This window comes from Gilliamella sp. ESL0405 (assembly GCF_019469205.1).
In the GTDB taxonomy this organism is placed as follows: Bacteria; Pseudomonadota; Gammaproteobacteria; order Enterobacterales; family Orbaceae; genus Gilliamella.
In genome coordinates this window covers 678,712-696,341 of record NZ_CP048265.1, presented here as the reverse complement: position 1 = coordinate 696,341, position 17,630 = coordinate 678,712, and the positions used below count along the sequence as shown (strand labels likewise).

Annotated in this window: 18 protein-coding genes; 7 read left to right on the top strand and 11 right to left on the bottom strand. The window is 38.7% G+C overall.

The window, feature by feature from the left end; all coding sequences use genetic code 11:
• The first annotated feature begins 72 nt into the window (after nucleotides 1-72).
• Complete coding sequence (gene rlmKL, locus GYM74_RS03195; protein ID WP_220219054.1) at nucleotides 73-2,193, top strand: bifunctional 23S rRNA (guanine(2069)-N(7))-methyltransferase RlmK/23S rRNA (guanine(2445)-N(2))-methyltransferase RlmL; 2,121 nt, start codon at nucleotides 73-75, stop codon at nucleotides 2,191-2,193.
• 94 nt (nucleotides 2,194-2,287) lie between these two features.
• Here the strand turns inward: rlmKL and GYM74_RS03190 are convergent, their stop codons facing one another.
• Entirely contained in the window at nucleotides 2,288-2,716 is a 429-nt protein-coding gene (locus GYM74_RS03190) for a universal stress protein (RefSeq protein ID WP_220219053.1), read from the bottom strand.
• A gap of 200 nt (nucleotides 2,717-2,916) precedes the next feature.
• Between GYM74_RS03190 and GYM74_RS03185 the strand changes: the two genes are divergently transcribed.
• Both GYM74_RS03185 and GYM74_RS03180 read left to right on the top strand, forming a co-directional pair.
• On the top strand, nucleotides 2,917-3,324 hold the full coding sequence (locus GYM74_RS03185; protein ID WP_220219052.1) for a GNAT family N-acetyltransferase: 408 nt from the start codon (nucleotides 2,917-2,919) through the stop codon (nucleotides 3,322-3,324).
• A gap of 1 nt (nucleotide 3,325) precedes the next feature.
• Nucleotides 3,326-3,910, top strand: a complete 585-nt coding sequence (locus GYM74_RS03180) for a nucleoside triphosphate pyrophosphatase (RefSeq protein WP_220219051.1) — start codon at nucleotides 3,326-3,328, stop codon at nucleotides 3,908-3,910.
• A 19-nt stretch (nucleotides 3,911-3,929) separates the two neighbouring features.
• Here the strand turns inward: GYM74_RS03180 and GYM74_RS03175 are convergent, their stop codons facing one another.
• The 10 genes from GYM74_RS03175 to GYM74_RS03130 all read right to left on the bottom strand — a co-directional run bounded on the left by GYM74_RS03175 (nucleotide 3,930) and on the right by GYM74_RS03130 (nucleotide 13,313).
• The gene (locus tag GYM74_RS03175; protein WP_220219050.1) at nucleotides 3,930-4,613 is read right to left on the bottom strand and encodes an ABC transporter ATP-binding protein; all 684 of its coding nucleotides are present in this window, start codon (nucleotides 4,611-4,613) and stop codon (nucleotides 3,930-3,932) included.
• Nucleotides 4,614-5,825 carry an FtsX-like permease family protein gene (locus GYM74_RS03170; protein ID WP_220219049.1) on the bottom strand — a complete coding sequence of 404 codons (1,212 nt, stop codon included), beginning with the start codon at nucleotides 5,823-5,825 and terminating at the stop codon, nucleotides 4,614-4,616.
• 73 nt (nucleotides 5,826-5,898) lie between these two features.
• Nucleotides 5,899-6,378, bottom strand: a complete 480-nt coding sequence (locus GYM74_RS03165) for a DUF4418 family protein (RefSeq protein ID WP_220219048.1) — start codon at nucleotides 6,376-6,378, stop codon at nucleotides 5,899-5,901.
• Between the two features lie 14 nt (nucleotides 6,379-6,392).
• Nucleotides 6,393-7,052, bottom strand: a complete 660-nt coding sequence (locus GYM74_RS03160; RefSeq protein ID WP_220219047.1) for an ABC transporter ATP-binding protein — start codon at nucleotides 7,050-7,052, stop codon at nucleotides 6,393-6,395.
• A 10-nt stretch (nucleotides 7,053-7,062) separates the two neighbouring features.
• Nucleotides 7,063-8,205: an FtsX-like permease family protein gene (locus tag GYM74_RS03155; RefSeq protein WP_220219046.1), complete on the bottom strand. Its 1,143-nt coding sequence runs from the start codon at nucleotides 8,203-8,205 to the stop codon at nucleotides 7,063-7,065.
• Between the two features lie 17 nt (nucleotides 8,206-8,222).
• Complete coding sequence (locus tag GYM74_RS03150) at nucleotides 8,223-9,509, bottom strand: ABC transporter permease (RefSeq protein ID WP_220219045.1); 1,287 nt, start codon at nucleotides 9,507-9,509, stop codon at nucleotides 8,223-8,225.
• Between the two features lie 25 nt (nucleotides 9,510-9,534).
• On the bottom strand, nucleotides 9,535-10,782 hold the full coding sequence (locus GYM74_RS03145; protein ID WP_220219044.1) for a Fe-S-containing protein: 1,248 nt from the start codon (nucleotides 10,780-10,782) through the stop codon (nucleotides 9,535-9,537).
• 100 nt (nucleotides 10,783-10,882) lie between these two features.
• On the bottom strand, nucleotides 10,883-11,446 hold the full coding sequence (locus tag GYM74_RS03140) for an iron transporter (protein WP_220219043.1): 564 nt from the start codon (nucleotides 11,444-11,446) through the stop codon (nucleotides 10,883-10,885).
• Nucleotides 11,447-11,535: 89 nt separating this feature from the next.
• Nucleotides 11,536-12,738: an FTR1 family protein gene (locus GYM74_RS03135; RefSeq protein ID WP_220219042.1), complete on the bottom strand. Its 1,203-nt coding sequence runs from the start codon at nucleotides 12,736-12,738 to the stop codon at nucleotides 11,536-11,538.
• Nucleotides 12,739-12,749: 11 nt separating this feature from the next.
• Nucleotides 12,750-13,313 carry a nitroreductase family protein gene (locus GYM74_RS03130; RefSeq protein WP_220219041.1) on the bottom strand — a complete coding sequence of 188 codons (564 nt, stop codon included), beginning with the start codon at nucleotides 13,311-13,313 and terminating at the stop codon, nucleotides 12,750-12,752.
• Between the two features lie 348 nt (nucleotides 13,314-13,661).
• Between GYM74_RS03130 and GYM74_RS03125 the strand changes: the two genes are divergently transcribed.
• From GYM74_RS03125 to aroK, 4 genes are all read left to right on the top strand, one after another.
• Nucleotides 13,662-15,113 (top strand): LTA synthase family protein, encoded by a 1,452-nt coding sequence (locus GYM74_RS03125; protein WP_220219040.1) that lies wholly within the window; start codon nucleotides 13,662-13,664, stop codon nucleotides 15,111-15,113.
• The gene (locus GYM74_RS03120; protein WP_220219039.1) at nucleotides 15,113-15,736 is read left to right on the top strand and encodes a LysE family translocator; all 624 of its coding nucleotides are present in this window, start codon (nucleotides 15,113-15,115) and stop codon (nucleotides 15,734-15,736) included. The genes GYM74_RS03125 and GYM74_RS03120 overlap by 1 nt, the downstream gene beginning before the upstream one ends.
• A gap of 200 nt (nucleotides 15,737-15,936) precedes the next feature.
• Nucleotides 15,937-16,899, top strand: coding sequence for an arabinose-5-phosphate isomerase GutQ (gene gutQ, locus GYM74_RS03115; RefSeq protein WP_220219038.1), 963 nt, complete (start codon nucleotides 15,937-15,939; stop codon nucleotides 16,897-16,899).
• Between the two features lie 186 nt (nucleotides 16,900-17,085).
• Nucleotides 17,086-17,607, top strand: a complete 522-nt coding sequence (aroK, locus tag GYM74_RS03110; RefSeq protein ID WP_065634798.1) for a shikimate kinase AroK — start codon at nucleotides 17,086-17,088, stop codon at nucleotides 17,605-17,607.
• Nucleotides 17,608-17,630 lie beyond the last annotated feature (23 nt).

The window sequence follows — 17,630 nt, the reverse complement described above, 5'->3', positions numbered from 1 at the left end:
TATCGGCTTTATTTCCCACTGCATTAATAAGTCGGTATAATGCCAGCAATTTTATTTTTAAGTGGATTATGCATGAAAGCACTATTTGCCAGCACATCGCGCGGGCTTGAAGAGTTATTAAAAAAAGAGTTAGAACACATCGGCGCTGCCAATTGTAAAATTGCTCAAGGCGGCGTCTATTTTGATGCTGATGAACAGACCTTATATCAATCGCTATTATGGTCACGCTTAGCATCACGCATCTTACTGCCGATTGCAGAGTTTGATATCTATAGTGATTTAGATCTTTACTCTTGCGTATTTAATATAAAATGGACCGATATTTTTGCTGTCGATAATTCATTTGTGATCAATTTCGTTGGCGTTAATGACTTTATTCGTAATAGCCAATATGGCGCATTAAAAATCAAAGATGCCATTGTTGATAACTTCTCTCGTCATACCGATTTAAGACCGAGTGTTGCAAAGCAAGATCCTGATATTCGTATTCATGCTTATTTGCATAAAAACCGAGTAACGCTATCATTAGATTTAAGTGGTAATAGCTTACACCAACGTGGTTATCGCCAGCAAACCGGTCAAGCTCCGCTGAAAGAAAACCTAGCGGCGGCGATTATTCAGCGTTCTGGCTGGCAAACCGACGAGCCATTACTCGATCCGATGTGTGGTTCGGGCACCTTATTGATCGAGGCCGCCATGATTGCATCGAAAATCCCACCGGGTTTACATCGTAAACAATGGGGATTTTTTGCCTGGAAAGGATTTAATCCGACACTTTGGAACGACATACTTTTTACGGCCAAACATAATATTTGTAAATCAACAACGCCATTTATCGGCTACGATAACAACCCGGCAGTACTTGAGCGAGCAAAACAAAATGCATTACAAGCTGGCGTTGCTGACTTAATCACCTTTGCCTCGCAAGATGTGACACAATTAACCAACCCGTTACCGAACACAACAACAGGGATGATTATTAGTAATCCGCCTTACGGCGAACGTTTAGAGAGCGAACCGGCACTGATTGCTTTACATTCGGCCTTAGGACAGCAAATAAAACAAAACTTTGCCGGCTGGAGACTGTCACTTTTTAGCGGCGCACCCCAATTGTTAGATTGCCTACAAATGCGTGCAGATAAACAGTTCAAAGCCAAAAATGGTCCGTTAGACTGTGTGCAAAAAAATTATGCTATTGCTAAACGTGATAATGCCGAATCGACACCAGTACAAACCATTGCGGCAAGTGATTTTGCCAATCGCTTACGCAAAAACAGGCAAAAACTTGAAAAATGGGCTTCGCTTGAACAACTTGAATGTTATCGACTTTACGATGCTGATCTGCCCGAATACAATGTTGCAATCGACCGTTATAAAGATAAAGTTGTCATTCAAGAGTACGCAGCACCGAAAAATATCGATCCTCAAAAAACACGGCAGCGCCTATTTGATATCATTAACGCCACGATGTCAGTGCTTGAATTGACAGCGGATCAACTTATCTTAAAAACACGGGAAAAACAAAAAGGCAAACAACAGTATCAAAAATTGGGGCAAAAACAGGACTACTTCTTAGTTCACGAATATTCTATCGGTGGGCGTAAAACCCAATTTTGGGTTAATGTGACCGATTACTTAGATACAGGGCTGTTTTTAGATCATCGTTTAGCGCGTAAAATGATTGGCGAAATGAGCGCAGGCAAAGACTTTTTAAACCTGTTTGCTTATACCGGCACGGCAACTGTTTATGCCGGTCTTGGCGGGGCAAAAACCACCACGACTGTCGACATGTCGAGAACCTATTTACAATGGGCGGATCGCAATTTAAAGCAAAATGGTTTAACCGGCAAAAAACACCGATTAATTCAAGCTGACTGCCTACTTTATTTAGCCCAAAGTGAGGATCAATTTGACTTAATATTTATCGATCCACCGACATTTTCAAACTCAAAACGCATGGACAATACCTTTGATGTTCAGCGGGATCACTTAAAATTAATGGCAGATCTAAAACGTTTATTAAGACCTAATGGCACAATTATTTTTTCAAATAATAAGCGTGGTTTTAAAATGGATGCCGAAGGTATGCAAAAGCTAGGGCTAACTTATCAAGATATAACCAACAAAACGCTCTCATTAGATTTTAAGCGTAACAAACAGATACACTGCTGTTTTATTGTTAAACATCAATAGTCTGCAACGTTATTAAAAAACATCACTGTAACAAAGAGGGGGATGATTTAATCACTCCCCTGCTTTATAGCTTAAAACGCATTGTTGACAATCGCTATCTTACCACCAGCACCGAGGTTTGAGCGCCACGCACCACCCCCGAGGCATTGGAGCCGAGTAAGTGGGTTGTGATATTTGGGCGTCTTGAGCCTAAGATGATGAGATCAGGCTTAATTTCATTGGCCAACGATAAAATTTCATCTCTAGGATTGCCAAAAGCGATCGAAAAAGATAAATTTTCCTGTGGTAAATTAATCGATTCCATTAATTTATGTAAGTATTGCTCAGTCTGAACGGTAGCTTTGTCTTTAAACTCATCAAAACCAAAGGAGTAAGCATTGACGATAGCCGAAGCAACCGGCAAAGCATGAAAAAAGATCACTTGAGCATTAGCTAGTTTTGCTAAGCGCTCAACATGCGGAATAACTTTTTTAGTTAAATCCTCTTCGGTGATATCAATTGGCACCAAAATTTTATTGTACATAATACTCCCCCCAACTCGATAAATGTAAACTTGAATCATTAACCTGCGTTAACGCTTTTACTCAACTATTATGCTACTAGTTTAGGATTGATACACCCATTATTTTATATTGTCATATGCTCAATTAACCTATAATGATATCCTAAAATTAATTGAGAAAATTGAAATAAGTTTTTATTCATTATATGACGGAGATCAAAATGCACAGTATTATTTATCGTTCAGATGTTAAGCCAACACTTGAACAAACCCAAATACTTTATCAAAACTGTTCATTAGGTGAACGTCGACCAATTGACGATGCAAAGCGTTTTCAAGCTATGTTAGATAATGCAAATCTCATTATCACCGCATGGCATGAAAAGCAATTAGTCGGTATCGCCCGTTGTTTAACCGATTTTGTCTATATCACTTATTTAGCCGATCTCGCCGTTGATAAAAATTATCAAAAACAGGGAATTGGCAAACAATTAATTCATCAAATTAAGCAAAATACCGACAAGCAGTGTTCAATAACCTTACTGGCCGCGCCTTCGGCAGTTGATTATTATGGTCACATAGGGTTTAATGCTCACCCTTCAGCTTGGATATTAAATAAGAAGCCTTAACATGAAAATCATATTAGCCTCAACTTCACTATCACGTAAGAAAGTACTGGAAAAGTTAGCGATACCCTTTGAGTGTGTTCCGCCAGTTTGTGATGAAACCCCGCTACCGGGTGAATCGGCAGAGCAATTGGTTGTACGACTAGCAAAGCTTAAAGCACAATCATTAGTTGCAAAGTATCCCAATAGTTTAATTATTGGTTCTGATCAAGTGGGTGTGCTTAATGATCAAATTGTGGGTAAGCCTCACACGGTTGAAAACGCTCGTATACAATTGAAAAAAAGCAGTGGCAACACTTTTTATTTTTTTACCGGCATGACAGTAATTGATACCCAATCGATGCAATCAACCACTATTTGCGAACCATTTAAAGTCACTTTTCGACAATTGTCTGATGCCGAAATTGATGCTTACATTGCTAAAGAGATGCCTTTGCAATGTGCAGGTAGTTTTAAATGTGATGAACTGGGTATTACCCTGTTTGACAAGCTCGAAGGCAATGATATTAATTCGCTTATTGGTTTACCATTGTTAACATTGAATAAAATCATGATAAAAATGGGGCATAACCCGCTTTTAATCGCCTAAGTCAGTGTTTACTTAATCATTAAACTGACTTATTTGATTGGTCAATTAAGCGACCTGATGACATTTTCACAATTTTTTGGCTATAGCTTGCCACATCATTATCATGGGTAACAATTAATAAAGCCGTACCTTGCTGATGAATATCTGACAAAAGTTGCATAATTTCAGTGGCGCTCTCTTCATCCAAATCGCTTGTCGGTTCATCAGCGATAATGATTTTGGGCTGACAAATCAGTGCACGTAATATGGCAATGCGCCGCATCTCTCCACCTGACATATTTGCCGGATAAGCATTTTGTAAATCAGCGACTTTCGCTTTTTCCAGCAATTGTTTAGCTAAATTTAATGTGCTTTGATTTGGGCGCTTAGTCAGATAAAAGGGTAATCGAATATTTTCCAGCGCAGTTAAATTAGGGAGCAAACTACTCCCTTGCGGAACATAACCAATATGCTGATTACGAAAAGCAGATACTTGCTGATCATTAAGCTCAAACAAATTAGTGCCATTGATGATAATTTTGCCTTGAGTTGGGGTCAGTAAGCCTGCAATCATATTAAGGAGTGTGGTTTTGCCACTGCCTGATTTACCCATAATACAGATAAAATCATTTTCAGCCATTGAAAAACTAACATTATTCACTGCCGAAAAAGTTTGCTCACCTCGTTGATAATCTTTGCGTAAATTTTTGATATCTAATAGCATTTATTCACCCTCTCGCAGCGTGCGATACGTATCAAATTTAGTCATGGATAAGGCTGAATAGATACTTGAAAATGGTCCAATTATTAATGTTAAAACAAACACCACGCTAGCATAAATTAAGACATCTAATAATCCGATATTAACACAAGGAAGCCCTATTGATTGGCAGATCAATAAACTAAAGGCATATAGCAATACGCCGGCAATCACTATTCCAGCAATTCCACCTAATGCACAAATAATTAGTGATTCACGTAATAACATTTTCACTAAATCACGACGTGAAGCGCCTAAAATCCGTAAAATACTAATTTCCCGTTTACGTTCGTTTAGTGATGAAGAGAAGATAACGAAGATCACAATAATTGCCAGTACCCAAAATAGAGCAGATAAACTATAAACAATTGTTGAGAAGCTATTTAGATATTTAGCAATATTACTTAACATCCCTTTAGTCATCACAAAATCAAGATTATAGTCAATAGCAAATTTGGGCATAATTTGATTGACCACATCTTTCGGTGAATAATTTGGATCGACTTTGATAAAAATAGATGAAGCATAGTTATTAAAGTGTTCAACATCACCCTCGATTAGTTTGGCGTCTCTCATTAATGCTTGCGCTGCTGACATAGTCATAAAAACTGAAGTATCAAACCCCATTCCGGTACTATCCATTTTCGCCGCAATTTTGAATGGATGATTAAAAAACCTGATTTCATCGCCCACTTCGGATGTGATTTTAGCCCCTACCACCACTTGATTATCGCTCAGTGGCTGAGATAATTGGGTTTGAAGCCAAGGCTTAATCACAAAATCACTATGCTGATCAAAGCCAATTAATTGCACTTTGGAGCTACAACAGCCGGCATTTAACGAGGCAATAAAAAGTTGAGGCGAAATGGTATCAATTCCTTTGATATTCTTAATTTTATCAATCAAATCAACTTTAAGATAAAAACTACTCGGCTCACCACGCAACAGCGCCACTTCAAGATTTTTTTCATAACCATGTGGCACAATCAAAATATCAGCCCCTAAGCGATTGCCCATACCGGCAATGCCCAAGCTTAGGTTTTTCATCAGCACACTACCACCAAATAGCGTTGCAGAAAAAAGCATAATGATGATAATCAAACAACAACTACGAAACGGTCGCCGTTGAATATTTCGCCATGCTAAACTAGCTATGGTAATAGGTTTTTCTTGCATGTTTTAATTCCAGTCAGTCATTGATTTGTTTTACTAATCTGTCTTAAGAAAAATAAACTCAAAGTTTCTTAAGTTACATCCAATTTCTTTTGGTCATTTTATTCAAACTAACAATATTGATAATAGCTACAATAAATAACACTAATGACAGTAACACTAACGCTGGTTTTGCGCCGATATTGCATCGCATCATTTCATTACCGCAAACACCGATTAAAACAGTTGGAATTGCGCCTGCTAATATCGCAATGCAAGCTAAGGCCATGCTTAATCCCATACGGATAAATACGGTGCGAGAAAATAGCATCAAAAAACCGATAGCCATAACCAAAGCGCCCACACCTAGTTCGGCTTTGGCAGTCCAAAAACATTTCATTATCTTGCCACCACTGCTATGCATATGCCCTGCATTAGCCGCTTCACTAGCCATAGTATCAGCCGGCATTGATGCCACTTCGGGGAGTGGGCAAACGGGTAAAATATAAAGGGGGAATAAGATAATCATTGATCCGAGAAACATAAAACAGAATGATGAAAGCATACGATTTTTCATTTTACTAACCTTTCTTAATTATTAATTACTTGTGCAACTTTGCCATGCTCAAGTACAACAGTTGTTTGTGCATGTTTTGATACTTCGGGCGAATGGGTTACGACAATAATGGTGCTGCCCTCTTCGTGTAATTGATGTAATAAGTTCATGACCATGGCTTCATTACTTTCATCTAAATTACCGGTTGGTTCATCAGCTAAAATTAACTTTGGATAGTTTATCAAGGCTCGAGCAATGCAGACACGTTGCTGTTCACCACCCGATAACTGACGTGGTAAATGTTTAGCTCGAGCGGCAAGCCCAACTCTCTCAAGGGCTTGTAAGGCTTCTTTTTCATCGACCATGCTGTGGTAATATTGGGCAACCATCACATTTTCTAACGCAGTTAAATAGGACACTAAGTGGAATTGTTGAAAGATCAATCCAATTTTATCGCGACGAATTTTAGTCAACTGCGGTAAAGAGAGCTGAGTTATATCTTGCCCATCTAAAATCACTGATCCTAACGACGGTTTATCCATACAGCCGATAATATTCATTAACGTCGTTTTGCCACTCCCTGACGGTCCCATAATCGATAACCATTTACCTTCCTCAACGGTTAAATTCACCTCTGATAAGGCATGAAGTGACCCATAAATCTTTGATACATTATTGACTTGAAGTATATTCATTCTTTACATCCTATTCGCCACGTAAAACTAATGCCGGCTCCACTTCGAGCGCTCGTTTTACCGGAATTAAACACGCAATGACTGTCACAATAGCTGATACCACAACTGTCGTTGGGATAAGGTAAAATTCAACATTAATAGTGCGCCCAAAAACATTGGTACTAATGACCTGTGCAAAGATCAGTCCACAAATCACACCAATAATTCCCCCCAAAACACCTAAAATTAGCCCTTCAGCTAGAAACTCTTTGGCAATGCTTCGATTATTCGCTCCGATTGCTTTTTTTAGCCCGATCTCTTTGCGTCGTTCCATTACAACTGTCATCATGGTGGTTGCGACACATATCATCGTTAACATTAATACCACAAACGTCACCAGATAAAGTAAGGAAGAAAGCTTACCTAATACTGAGGACTCCGATTGTGTTACCCATTTAATTAGATGCGGCTCTATACTATCGGACTGCTTTTTTATTATCTCAATATCGTGTTTTAGTTCATCTTGAGTGGCGGTAATACTTACTTCAACCACCTCAGCTTGATCGCTTTCTTCAAGAAACTGCTCTAAATCATGCAAAGCAATAAAAATAAAACTATCTTCTGAGCGCCCTGTTTTAACAATACCGGTAATAGTTAAATCTTCATCAAAGCGGGCATTTTGTTTCGATTTACCCGTGACAGGCATCGTGCTACCAATGGTCAATTTTGCAAAATTAGCGATATCTGTTCCGATCAAAATTTCATTTGGATGCTCAGGAAGTTTCCCTTCAATTTGCCAATAAGGGCTGGTTTTAATAACCTGCTTAAAGTCAGTCCCAACAATGGTATAGGGGTGTTGATTACTGCGTATTGCGTCATAGCGAAATGGGGTAACGCCAAGTAGCTTATCTTGCGGTAACAGTTTAACGACTTTAGTCACATCCGCCATTGACATAGTCGATTGGTTATTGGCGGGCATTAAGAGCATATTGGCGCCGTAAGAGCGGAACTCTTGCCCCATTTGCCGTGGTATATCATAACAAAGCGTTACCATACCCAGTAACACCGTTGCGCCAATAGCCACACCAAGTAAAGCAATTGCCATTCGAGAACGCCGACGAATAAGGGAACTGACAAGCGTTTTTATAATAAATCGTTGATTTTTATTTATCATGATCTTTGCCTTTTCCTTTACCTGCCATGTAACACATCTGTTGGGCGTAAAAACATCATAATCCGTAGTGCCGGTAAGCTACCGAGAATGGTTATCAAACTGACCATAATAAGCACCAACGGTATGATAATCATTTTAGGCTGAACAAACGAACCAAAGACCGTGTGCCCAATGATTTGTGCAAAACCTAATCCAATAAAATAACCTGCTATGCCGCCTAATAGCGCAATAATTAAAATCTCAGTTAAGATTAACATTGCCACCGACGTATTTGTCGCCCCTAAAGCCTTTAATAGACCGATTTCGGTACTGCGTTCAATCACATTAGCCGTAACCAGATTCGAAATCGCCAACGCTGAGCAGATCAACGATAAAATGGTTAACAGTAACATGAGTAATTGCGTTTTTTGCAAAATTGAGCCTTCCGATTCGGCAACTTGCATAATTGCTTTTACTTTGACATCCGGCATTAACTCTTCTAATTGATAGGCTATTGAACTAATGTAAGCGGTGCAATACCATGTGTCCCACTGTGTACGTGACAAGCTGGAAGGGTCTTGTGCGGCTTTTCGGGCTAGATCGTTTTCCGGGGTAGTTAAGGCACTGACTTCAACCCGCTCGACTAATCCGGCTTTATTCGCTAAATTTTGCGCCACAGGTAAAGAGACATAAAGTTGTGAATCTTCAATACCGCCACTGTGGAAAATGTTATTAACGGTTAAAGTAGCCCGGTTTTGGGTATAAGGTGAAGTTAATTCAATTTTATCACCGATTTGCAAATTCCACTGTTTAGCAATCACTTCACCAACCATAACACCCTGTAAATTATCATCTTTCATCGTGTTACCGTCTATCGTCCACCAGGATTTCATTGCTAACATGCCGGTATCAACTTCATCACCGGTTGGAATGGTTAAGTGTTTGTTAAACCATGTTCCAACAACGGTAACCGGTTTATCGTGGAAGGTTGCTTGAGTGGTTAAGTAAGGGGCAAAATCGACAATGTTATAGGCCCAAAAAATCATCTTTATTTTGACTAAATCATCTTGCTTAATGTATTGTACTGCTTGCTCGGTTTCACTATTATCAAGCTGATACATTTCACTAACTAAGGCTGTACCTTTAGGCACGATATTGAGATTTGCACCGTAGGCTTTTAATTCTTGGTTAACTTTATCCCCTACATCAAACATCACATTTAACATAGCCGTTGCTAGTGAGACGCCCAATGCAACGGTTAAGGCAATCAAAAACAGCTTCTTTTTTTGACGAACTAAAACGCTAAGTAACATTCTGCGAAACATATTTTCTTCCTTTGCAAATCGCCTTTTATTTAAAGCGGCTTTTTTCTGCTTCTAAATTAGCCGGGCGAATCACCATATTACCGTCGATAATTTCATATTTAAGCGGTACCGGATTGCAACCGCCTGAAAATCCGATTGTTGCAATATTCATCACGACATCACACAAAATACAGACAACTTGATTGCCTCGTTGATAATAACCGCTTGCCCCACAAATATCGCAAGCATCAAACCCTACGCCGTAAGCATTTTCACTTTTTTTGATGACAATAAAACGAACAAGTGTGCCGTCGGTTGCCTTATATCCATAACGATGTAAATTACCGTCATTAACTTTCTCAAGCGGGATGACAATTAAACCATTGGCATCGGGCGTAACTGGCTCAGCTGGGGTAAGTTCAACCCCTTTTTCAAAAATGTATCGGGCACGGGTTACGGTGTAGGCAGTTATGGCTACTGTGGCAATCATCCATAGGGAAGTTCGCCTATCTTGACGTAACTTAGCTTTGAGTTTCCGCACTTGCGCAGGATTGCTCCCGACTAATGAGGTTGTATTGGCTTTAAAATATAAAACGGCGGTAAGGCAAAGCGCTATGGCCATAAATGCAAAGATAAATAAATTAACATGCGCTAACACAAAAATGACTAGTTCCATCATCCATTTTTGTGGCGCAATAAAACGCCGGACAATTAAAATTTGGATAAAATTGATGCCATTTGCAAGGGTTAAAATAGTGATTGCAAGTGCCGTTATCAATACCACAAATTTATCAGCGAGTCTGAGGCACATTCTGTAAGCAAATAAGCCAATTAAGAGTGTGACAACTAAGGAAAAACCGTAGCCCACCCACTTAGACAGGTAATCATGATTAAAAATTGACTCCATGCCAACATCAAATTCAAAAGGATAAAGCAGTAAATTCGGGACAAATTGAGCAGATAATAAGCCAATAGCTAAACCGGATAAAACAATCAACAGCGCTTGACTAAATCGATTATGGCAAGATTTTACCAGAAGACAAATTAAAAGCGGTAAAGCGATAACCAACCAAGGAATAATCACACCGAGATCATAAAATTCCCGAATGGCAATGCCGGTAGTGCGTTTTAAAATGGCGTAAATGAGTGCAGCAACAAAACCTAATAAAAAACCAACGGTAATGTATCTTTTACAATGAGAGTAATTGGATTTAACCATAACTGCGCTTAGCAGCGCTATCATAATGACAGGAACAAACGTATTATCGGTAACATTGATAAGGTATTGAAGCATAACCATTGCCTAATTATTACAATATTATTGGCGAGCTTGCTACTCGCCAACAATATGACTTATTGCATAAATTAAAAAAATTTATTTAAAAAAACGATAATTACCATGCACGTGGAATAAAATCGAAGTCCCAAGATACTTCATACGGTGTAGTCCAGAAACGACCTTCAACACCGGTTTCTTTATCAACATGTAATAAATAACCTTGTTTTTCCGGGCTTTCAATAATAAATGTCACTTTATATTTACCTGCACCGTCTAATTTAACGTTATTACCATAATGTGGACCGTCAGAAGCATTCATTGGCATAAAGTTACCTTCGATAACATTGTCGCTCCCTTCTTTTTGGATTTTATATTTCACTGTTAGATAAGGGACAAAAGTACCGATACCATAACCAAGAACATTATCTTCATTAGCTGAGATATCTGCCTCTAAATGCATATCTGATTTTGATGCAGGTAATCCGCCCATGCCAGCAGGTTCCATATCAACAGGTTGGAAATAAACAGCACTCACATTTAATGGACCGACTGTCACTTCTTCACCAATTGGAAACTCTTCAAAGCCTTTTTCCTCACCGGGTGCGGGTGCTTCGGCATTGGCGAATGATGAAAATGCAAGGATTGAAGAAATACCTGCGGCTAAAACTAATTTTTTCATTGAATACTCCTTAACTTCGTTTATGATTATGTGTTGTTACTCTTTTAATGCGACACAATTTCCCATTGTGTCACAATCAATCTTGTTACTTAATTAGAAACTGCCTTATTTGTCGATTTAAATTTGTAATATAAGACAGATACTATTACGAGCATTACCATTACTACTTGCGGAATTAATGTTTCAACCGTAGGATAAATACCTAAAATTTCAACAGAACTGATAAAATCAACCGGTGTTACCTGAATAATATCGGCTTCTTGCAACTCTTTTACACCACCACCAGCAAAAGCAATTGCCATAATGTACATCAATACACTGGTACAGATGAAGAATGGTTTAAGTGGTAATCGAATTGCACCAAAACGAATAACAATAAAGATGAAGGCAAGGATTATCCCGCCAATGCCAAGTCCATACCAAACCATATCCATATGCTCTTTAGCATCGGCTAACATGGCTTGATAAAAGATTATAGTTTCAGCCCCTTCCCTAAACACGGCTAAGAAGGCAGCAAAGCCCAAGGCAATACTACTACCGGTAGTAACAGCCGTTTGTACTTTACCTTCAACATAACTTTTCCATGCTTCGGATTCGGATTTGGAGATCATCCAATTGCTGACAAAAAAGAGCACTACCGTTGCTAATAACATGGCGCCACCTTCCATAATCTCTTGATTAGCGCCACTCAAACCAACAATAGTATGTAAGGCAATTGCGGTTAAAATACTGACAAAAATAGCAAACAATGAACTTAGGTAAACCACTTTTAACATCGGTTTATTATTGGTTTTAACCAGATAAGCTGAGATTGCGGCAACAACCAATATCGCCTCTAAACCTTCACGGAATATGATGATAAATGAAGCGAAGAAAACACTCCAACCACTCTCTTTTTTGCCGTCTAATTCATTAGCATCTTCATGCAGCATTTTTAAAATCACATCGATTTCGGCTCGCACCACTTTATTCGGTGCATTAGATGTCATTAAACGTTTAATTTTAGCAAATTGATATTCGGTATCGGTGCCTCGTTTACCGGAAATATAGGACATTACCGCCCGTTCAACACCATGTTTTTCATAAAAGCCAAAATAGGCATTATTGACACGATCTTTTGCCTTGTTAATATCTTTCATAAAGTAGATGTCATAAGCATCATTTAGAATGATATCCATTTCATCGACAATGGCATTCCAAGACTCATATTTTTTGTCAGTGGCATAAGATGTTGGTACAAAAGTAACGATACTGGCAACAAGCAACAATGCTAATGTTAAAAATCGTTTCACTTCCTTACTCCTTATTTACCTAGTAACACTATTCCAATTGGCTTGCTGTTTTCCGGTAGTTGCAATTGTTGTGATATTACATCTGGTTTGATTGAATGAATATATCTAACATTGAGTTTTAAAGCTGTCGCGGCAAGATAGACATTTTGACTCATCGCACCGACAGCTATCTGACTAAAATCATTGGCCTGATCAGGCGAAAAGTCGGTTAATGCTTCGCTATCAGAGACAAAAATTAAAGAGTAAGCGGCACGTTTGGTGAAATTTTGCATAGCAATATCGCCACGCAAGTCTTGATTATTTATTTCACGCAGATAGTGTCCTTCCCATTCGTATAAAAAGGTACCTTTCTCACCAGTGACATAAATTCGAACGTACGGAGCTTTGCCTTTTACCATTGGCACTGTCCAACCCGTTTTACCACGATTTAAGCCACTGGCAGCCCAAAGTATGTTCGAAAGCTCCTCATCTGAAATAGCACCTGCCGGAAACCCTCCACCAGGCGTTGAAGAGCGTTTTTTTAGGCTTTCGAATAAACTCATACCGTCTTGAGTTTGAGGAGAAGGCAAAGACATGTCTGCATAACAGAGAGACAAAGGAGAAATGGACAAGAACAATATGACAACTATCTTCCGTAATAGGCACGGCATAGCAGACCTCTGGAACCTTGATAAAATTTTAGCCATATCTTATTGCTATTATTGTTAATTATCAACATTAAATAGCAATAATTATCATTAAACACAACCTTATAAAATATAAGGATTTACTAATTTATTCGATAAAATTAAAAATTTAGTTGGTAAATTAATCAAAAACCAGCTAACTTCTATCACTATCTATAAATAGCGATTTTTATTTTTTTTATCATTAAGTATATACTGATGCTAATTGCTTTATTGAAAATTTGAGTACAACATTTTATGCCTTTATCTACATGGGTGGTATTACCCCTTTTTATTTTAGCGATTACTTCTGCTTCTTTAATTGGCAGCAGAGATTTGCGACGAGACACAATTGTGTTAATGACTGTTTTTATTGTTATGGAACTGACCTCTATCTATTTTAGTGGCGGGTTTATAGACTATCAGTTCTATGTCAACTTGAATATAAATGATATTATTGAAGGATTATTCATCTTTAAATTTCAAGCTGTCTTAGTCATTGCTGTTTTTTTTGCCTTAATCATTGGATTAATCAAATTGGCGAACTTTTGTAGGCGTAAATTTCGTCTACCTTACCGTTTATTGCTAGCCACTTTAGCTATTGCATCGCTCAGTTATCATAACGGACCTTTCAGTCGTTTATACGAAATATATCAAGTCACCACTGCCGATGAAAAACCCTTCGACCAAGCGTTACAATCGATGAACATGGTTGATTATCCACATAAACAACAAGTTCACACACAGCAAGGTAAAAATATTATCGTTCTATCGTTAGAATCCTTCGAGCAAGGCTTTTTTGATTTTGCCGATATCACCCCTAACTTAAGACAATTACGCCAAGAGTTTACCTTTTTCCCGAATATGCCAATGGCAGCAGGAAGTAGCTGGACAACCGCCTCGATGTATACTTATATGACGGGTATGCCGTTTTTAATTGGCGGATATAGCACCTCGCCTTTAATGAAAGCGGACAAAACTAAGCTGGTTAGTTTGGGGGATGTACTTCAGCAAGCAGGCTACCAAACACGCTATGTTATGTCTGGCCCCGATTTTGCTGGTATTGGACACATCGCAGAACTATTAGGCATGCAAGTTATCTCTGAAAAAAATTATGTGGGACAATATCCGGTCGCGCCTTTTGGATTATACGATAAAGATATCTTAGATATCGCCCAAAAACAGGTTACTCAGTTGCACAATTCCGGCAAGCCCTTTGCGCTATTTATCTCAACCATTTCAACGCATGCGCCAAATGGTTTTAATGATGAGCGCATGACCTCAGTCATATCACCAAAAGATGATAACATGTCGTTTGTGGCCGCATCCCTTGATCACAATGTAGGGAAATTTATTGCCTATTTAAAAGAAAATAATTTATTAGATGATACGGTGTTTTATATCTTTCCCGATCACCTCATGATGGGGTCAGGCACACCAACAATCAATCGCCTTTCTGAAAAAGAACGCAAACTTTACTTATTAACTAATGCCAAAACGGAGAATCTACAAAAATCAACTGATCAAACAATCTATCAAATTGATCTACCTCGTTTAATCTTAAACGGCGCACAAGTTAATACCAACGCTAAATTTTTAACGGACTATTTAACCACCCCAAATTTTGATAAAAAACAGTTCATTGAACAAAATAAGTCCAATATAGCAACGTTAAATCATGCCGCTCAAGAGTATAAACAGGACAAATAATGACGCTTGATACAATCGTTTTAGTTACAACCGTCAGCTTTTTGGGTATGGTTTCGCCCGGCCCTGATTTTTTTCTGGTGCTGAAAAACAGTTTAAGTTATAACCGAAAAACAGCGCTGCTAACATGTTTTGGCGTGATAACGGCAATTTTAATTCATATGAGTTATTGTGTCGCAGGTATTGCTATGCTCATTACTGCCACACCGTTAATTTATGATTTACTGCGTTATGCCGGGGCGATTTATCTTTTTTGGCTGGGAATTAAAGCGCTGCTTGCCCGAAACGGAGGGACTACCTATATCAGTCAAGGCGTGGTTAGAGACCAAATATCCGCTAAATCAGCCTTTCTGCAAGGTCTCTTTTGTAATTTACTGAATCCCAAAGCAACGCTGTTTTTTTTAGCGATTTTTACCCAACTACTCAATGCGCAATCTTCATTTTTAGATAAATGCTTAGTGGCGCTAATTATCTGGCTTTTAGCTGTGTTATGGTGGCCGTTTGTCGTTTTTATTTTTCAGACCCAAACCGTCCAACGGCGCTACTTTAAAATTCAATTTTTAATTGATAAATTATTGGGTGTGATACTTATTATATTAGGGGCGAAAGTCGCATTAGGGTTCTAAATATTTTGCGTAATTTAAAATCTGTTTTATACTGAAACGTATACATTTTCTGAAACTTCTTGACAAAAAACGTTTCTTTTTGAATATTCAATAGTTAATTGTTAAACTGTTGACAGTCAGACTTTTTATATTCGTTTAACTTATCGTTTCAATCATAAAAAGTTGTCATTCACATTTACCCAAACGCTAGGCTAATTGAAATGGATAAATTATTACAGTATGGTCGAGAACTGCTTGAGCTCGAACTGCAAGAAGCACAAAAGTTACCTAATCGACTCGGTAAAGATTTTATCAAAGCTTGCCAACTGATCTTATCGACCAAAGGCAAAGTGGTGGTTTCCGGCATTGGAAAATCAGGTCACATTGGCAAAAAAATTGCAGCATCGCTTGCCAGTACCGGCAGTCCGGCTTTTTTTATGCACCCGTCTGAAGCCTTACACGGCGATCTGGGTATGGTGACTGAAAATGATATTGCGATTTTAATATCCTACTCCGGGCGAGCTAAAGAGTTTAACTTTATTTTACCGATACTATCGGCCATGAATATTCCGGTAATAGCTATCACTGGTGGGCTGGACTCCCCACTAGCTAAGGCGGCACAAGCAGTACTGGATATCTCAATTGAAAAAGAGGCTTGTCCTATGGGACTGGCGCCGACTTCAAGCTCAACTAACACGCTGCTAATGGGCGATGCGCTTGCGATTGCTGTCATGCGTGCCAGAGGCTTTAAAGAAGAGGACTTTGCGCGTTCACATCCGGCTGGAAGCTTAGGGGCAAAATTACTTAATCAAGTTAAAGATGTCATGCGAACAGGTGATTTAATTCCTAAAGTGCCGGAAAGTGCAACCGTCCTTGATGCTATGCTAGAATTAAGCCGTACCGGTGTTGGTTTGGTTGCTATATGCCATAACGATAACCAAATAATCGGCGTATTTACAGACGGTGATCTGCGCCGTTTATTGTTAAAAAATGGCACTTTACAAGATAGTATTGCCCAAGTGATGACCAGCCCGGGTTATCGAATCCCCGAAAACTGGAAAGCAGTAGAAGCATTAAAAACATTTAATGATCATAACATTACCGCTGCACCGGTAGTCAATAGCGAAGGGGAATTAGTCGGTGCTTTAAACATTCATGATTTGCACCAAGCAGGTATAAGCTAAAACTATTGATAAATACCTATTGCAAAAAGGGGCTATCTATTGAGATAATTACCGACCTAAATTTTTGTCGTTAGACGGAGATCCAAGAAAAGTTACACAATGACAAACCAAAATGATATTACCAATCATAACGAGTTGATATTGTGTTGTAAATTTTAACCAAAATTAATAGATGATGAAACTACAATGGCAGAAAAGCGAAATATCTTTCTAATTGGCCCAATGGGGGCAGGAAAAAGCACAATAGGCCGACAAATTGCACAACAGTTGGGCATGGAATTTTTTGACTCCGATCAAGAGATTGAAAAACGTACGGGTGCTGATATTGCATGGATTTTTGACTTAGAAGGTGAAGACGGATTCCGAGCCAGAGAAGAGAAAGTCATTAACGAATTGACTGAAAAACAAGGTGTTGTACTGGCAACAGGTGGCGGATCGGTTTTATCTAAAGAGACACGGAATCGATTATCAGCACGTGGTATTGTTGTTTATCTTGAAACAACCATTGAAAAACAGATGGCACGGACTCAAAAAGATAAACGCCGTCCATTATTACAAGGTGGTAACACCCCAAGAGAACTTTATGAAGAGCTTGCCGGTGAACGTGAACCACTTTATGAAGAGATAGCAGATATCACAATAAAAACTGATGAGCAAAGTGCTAAAGGTGTTGCTGGTTATATCATTGAGAAAATAGAGCAAATCTAAGTCATTGACATTCTTCAGTGGCT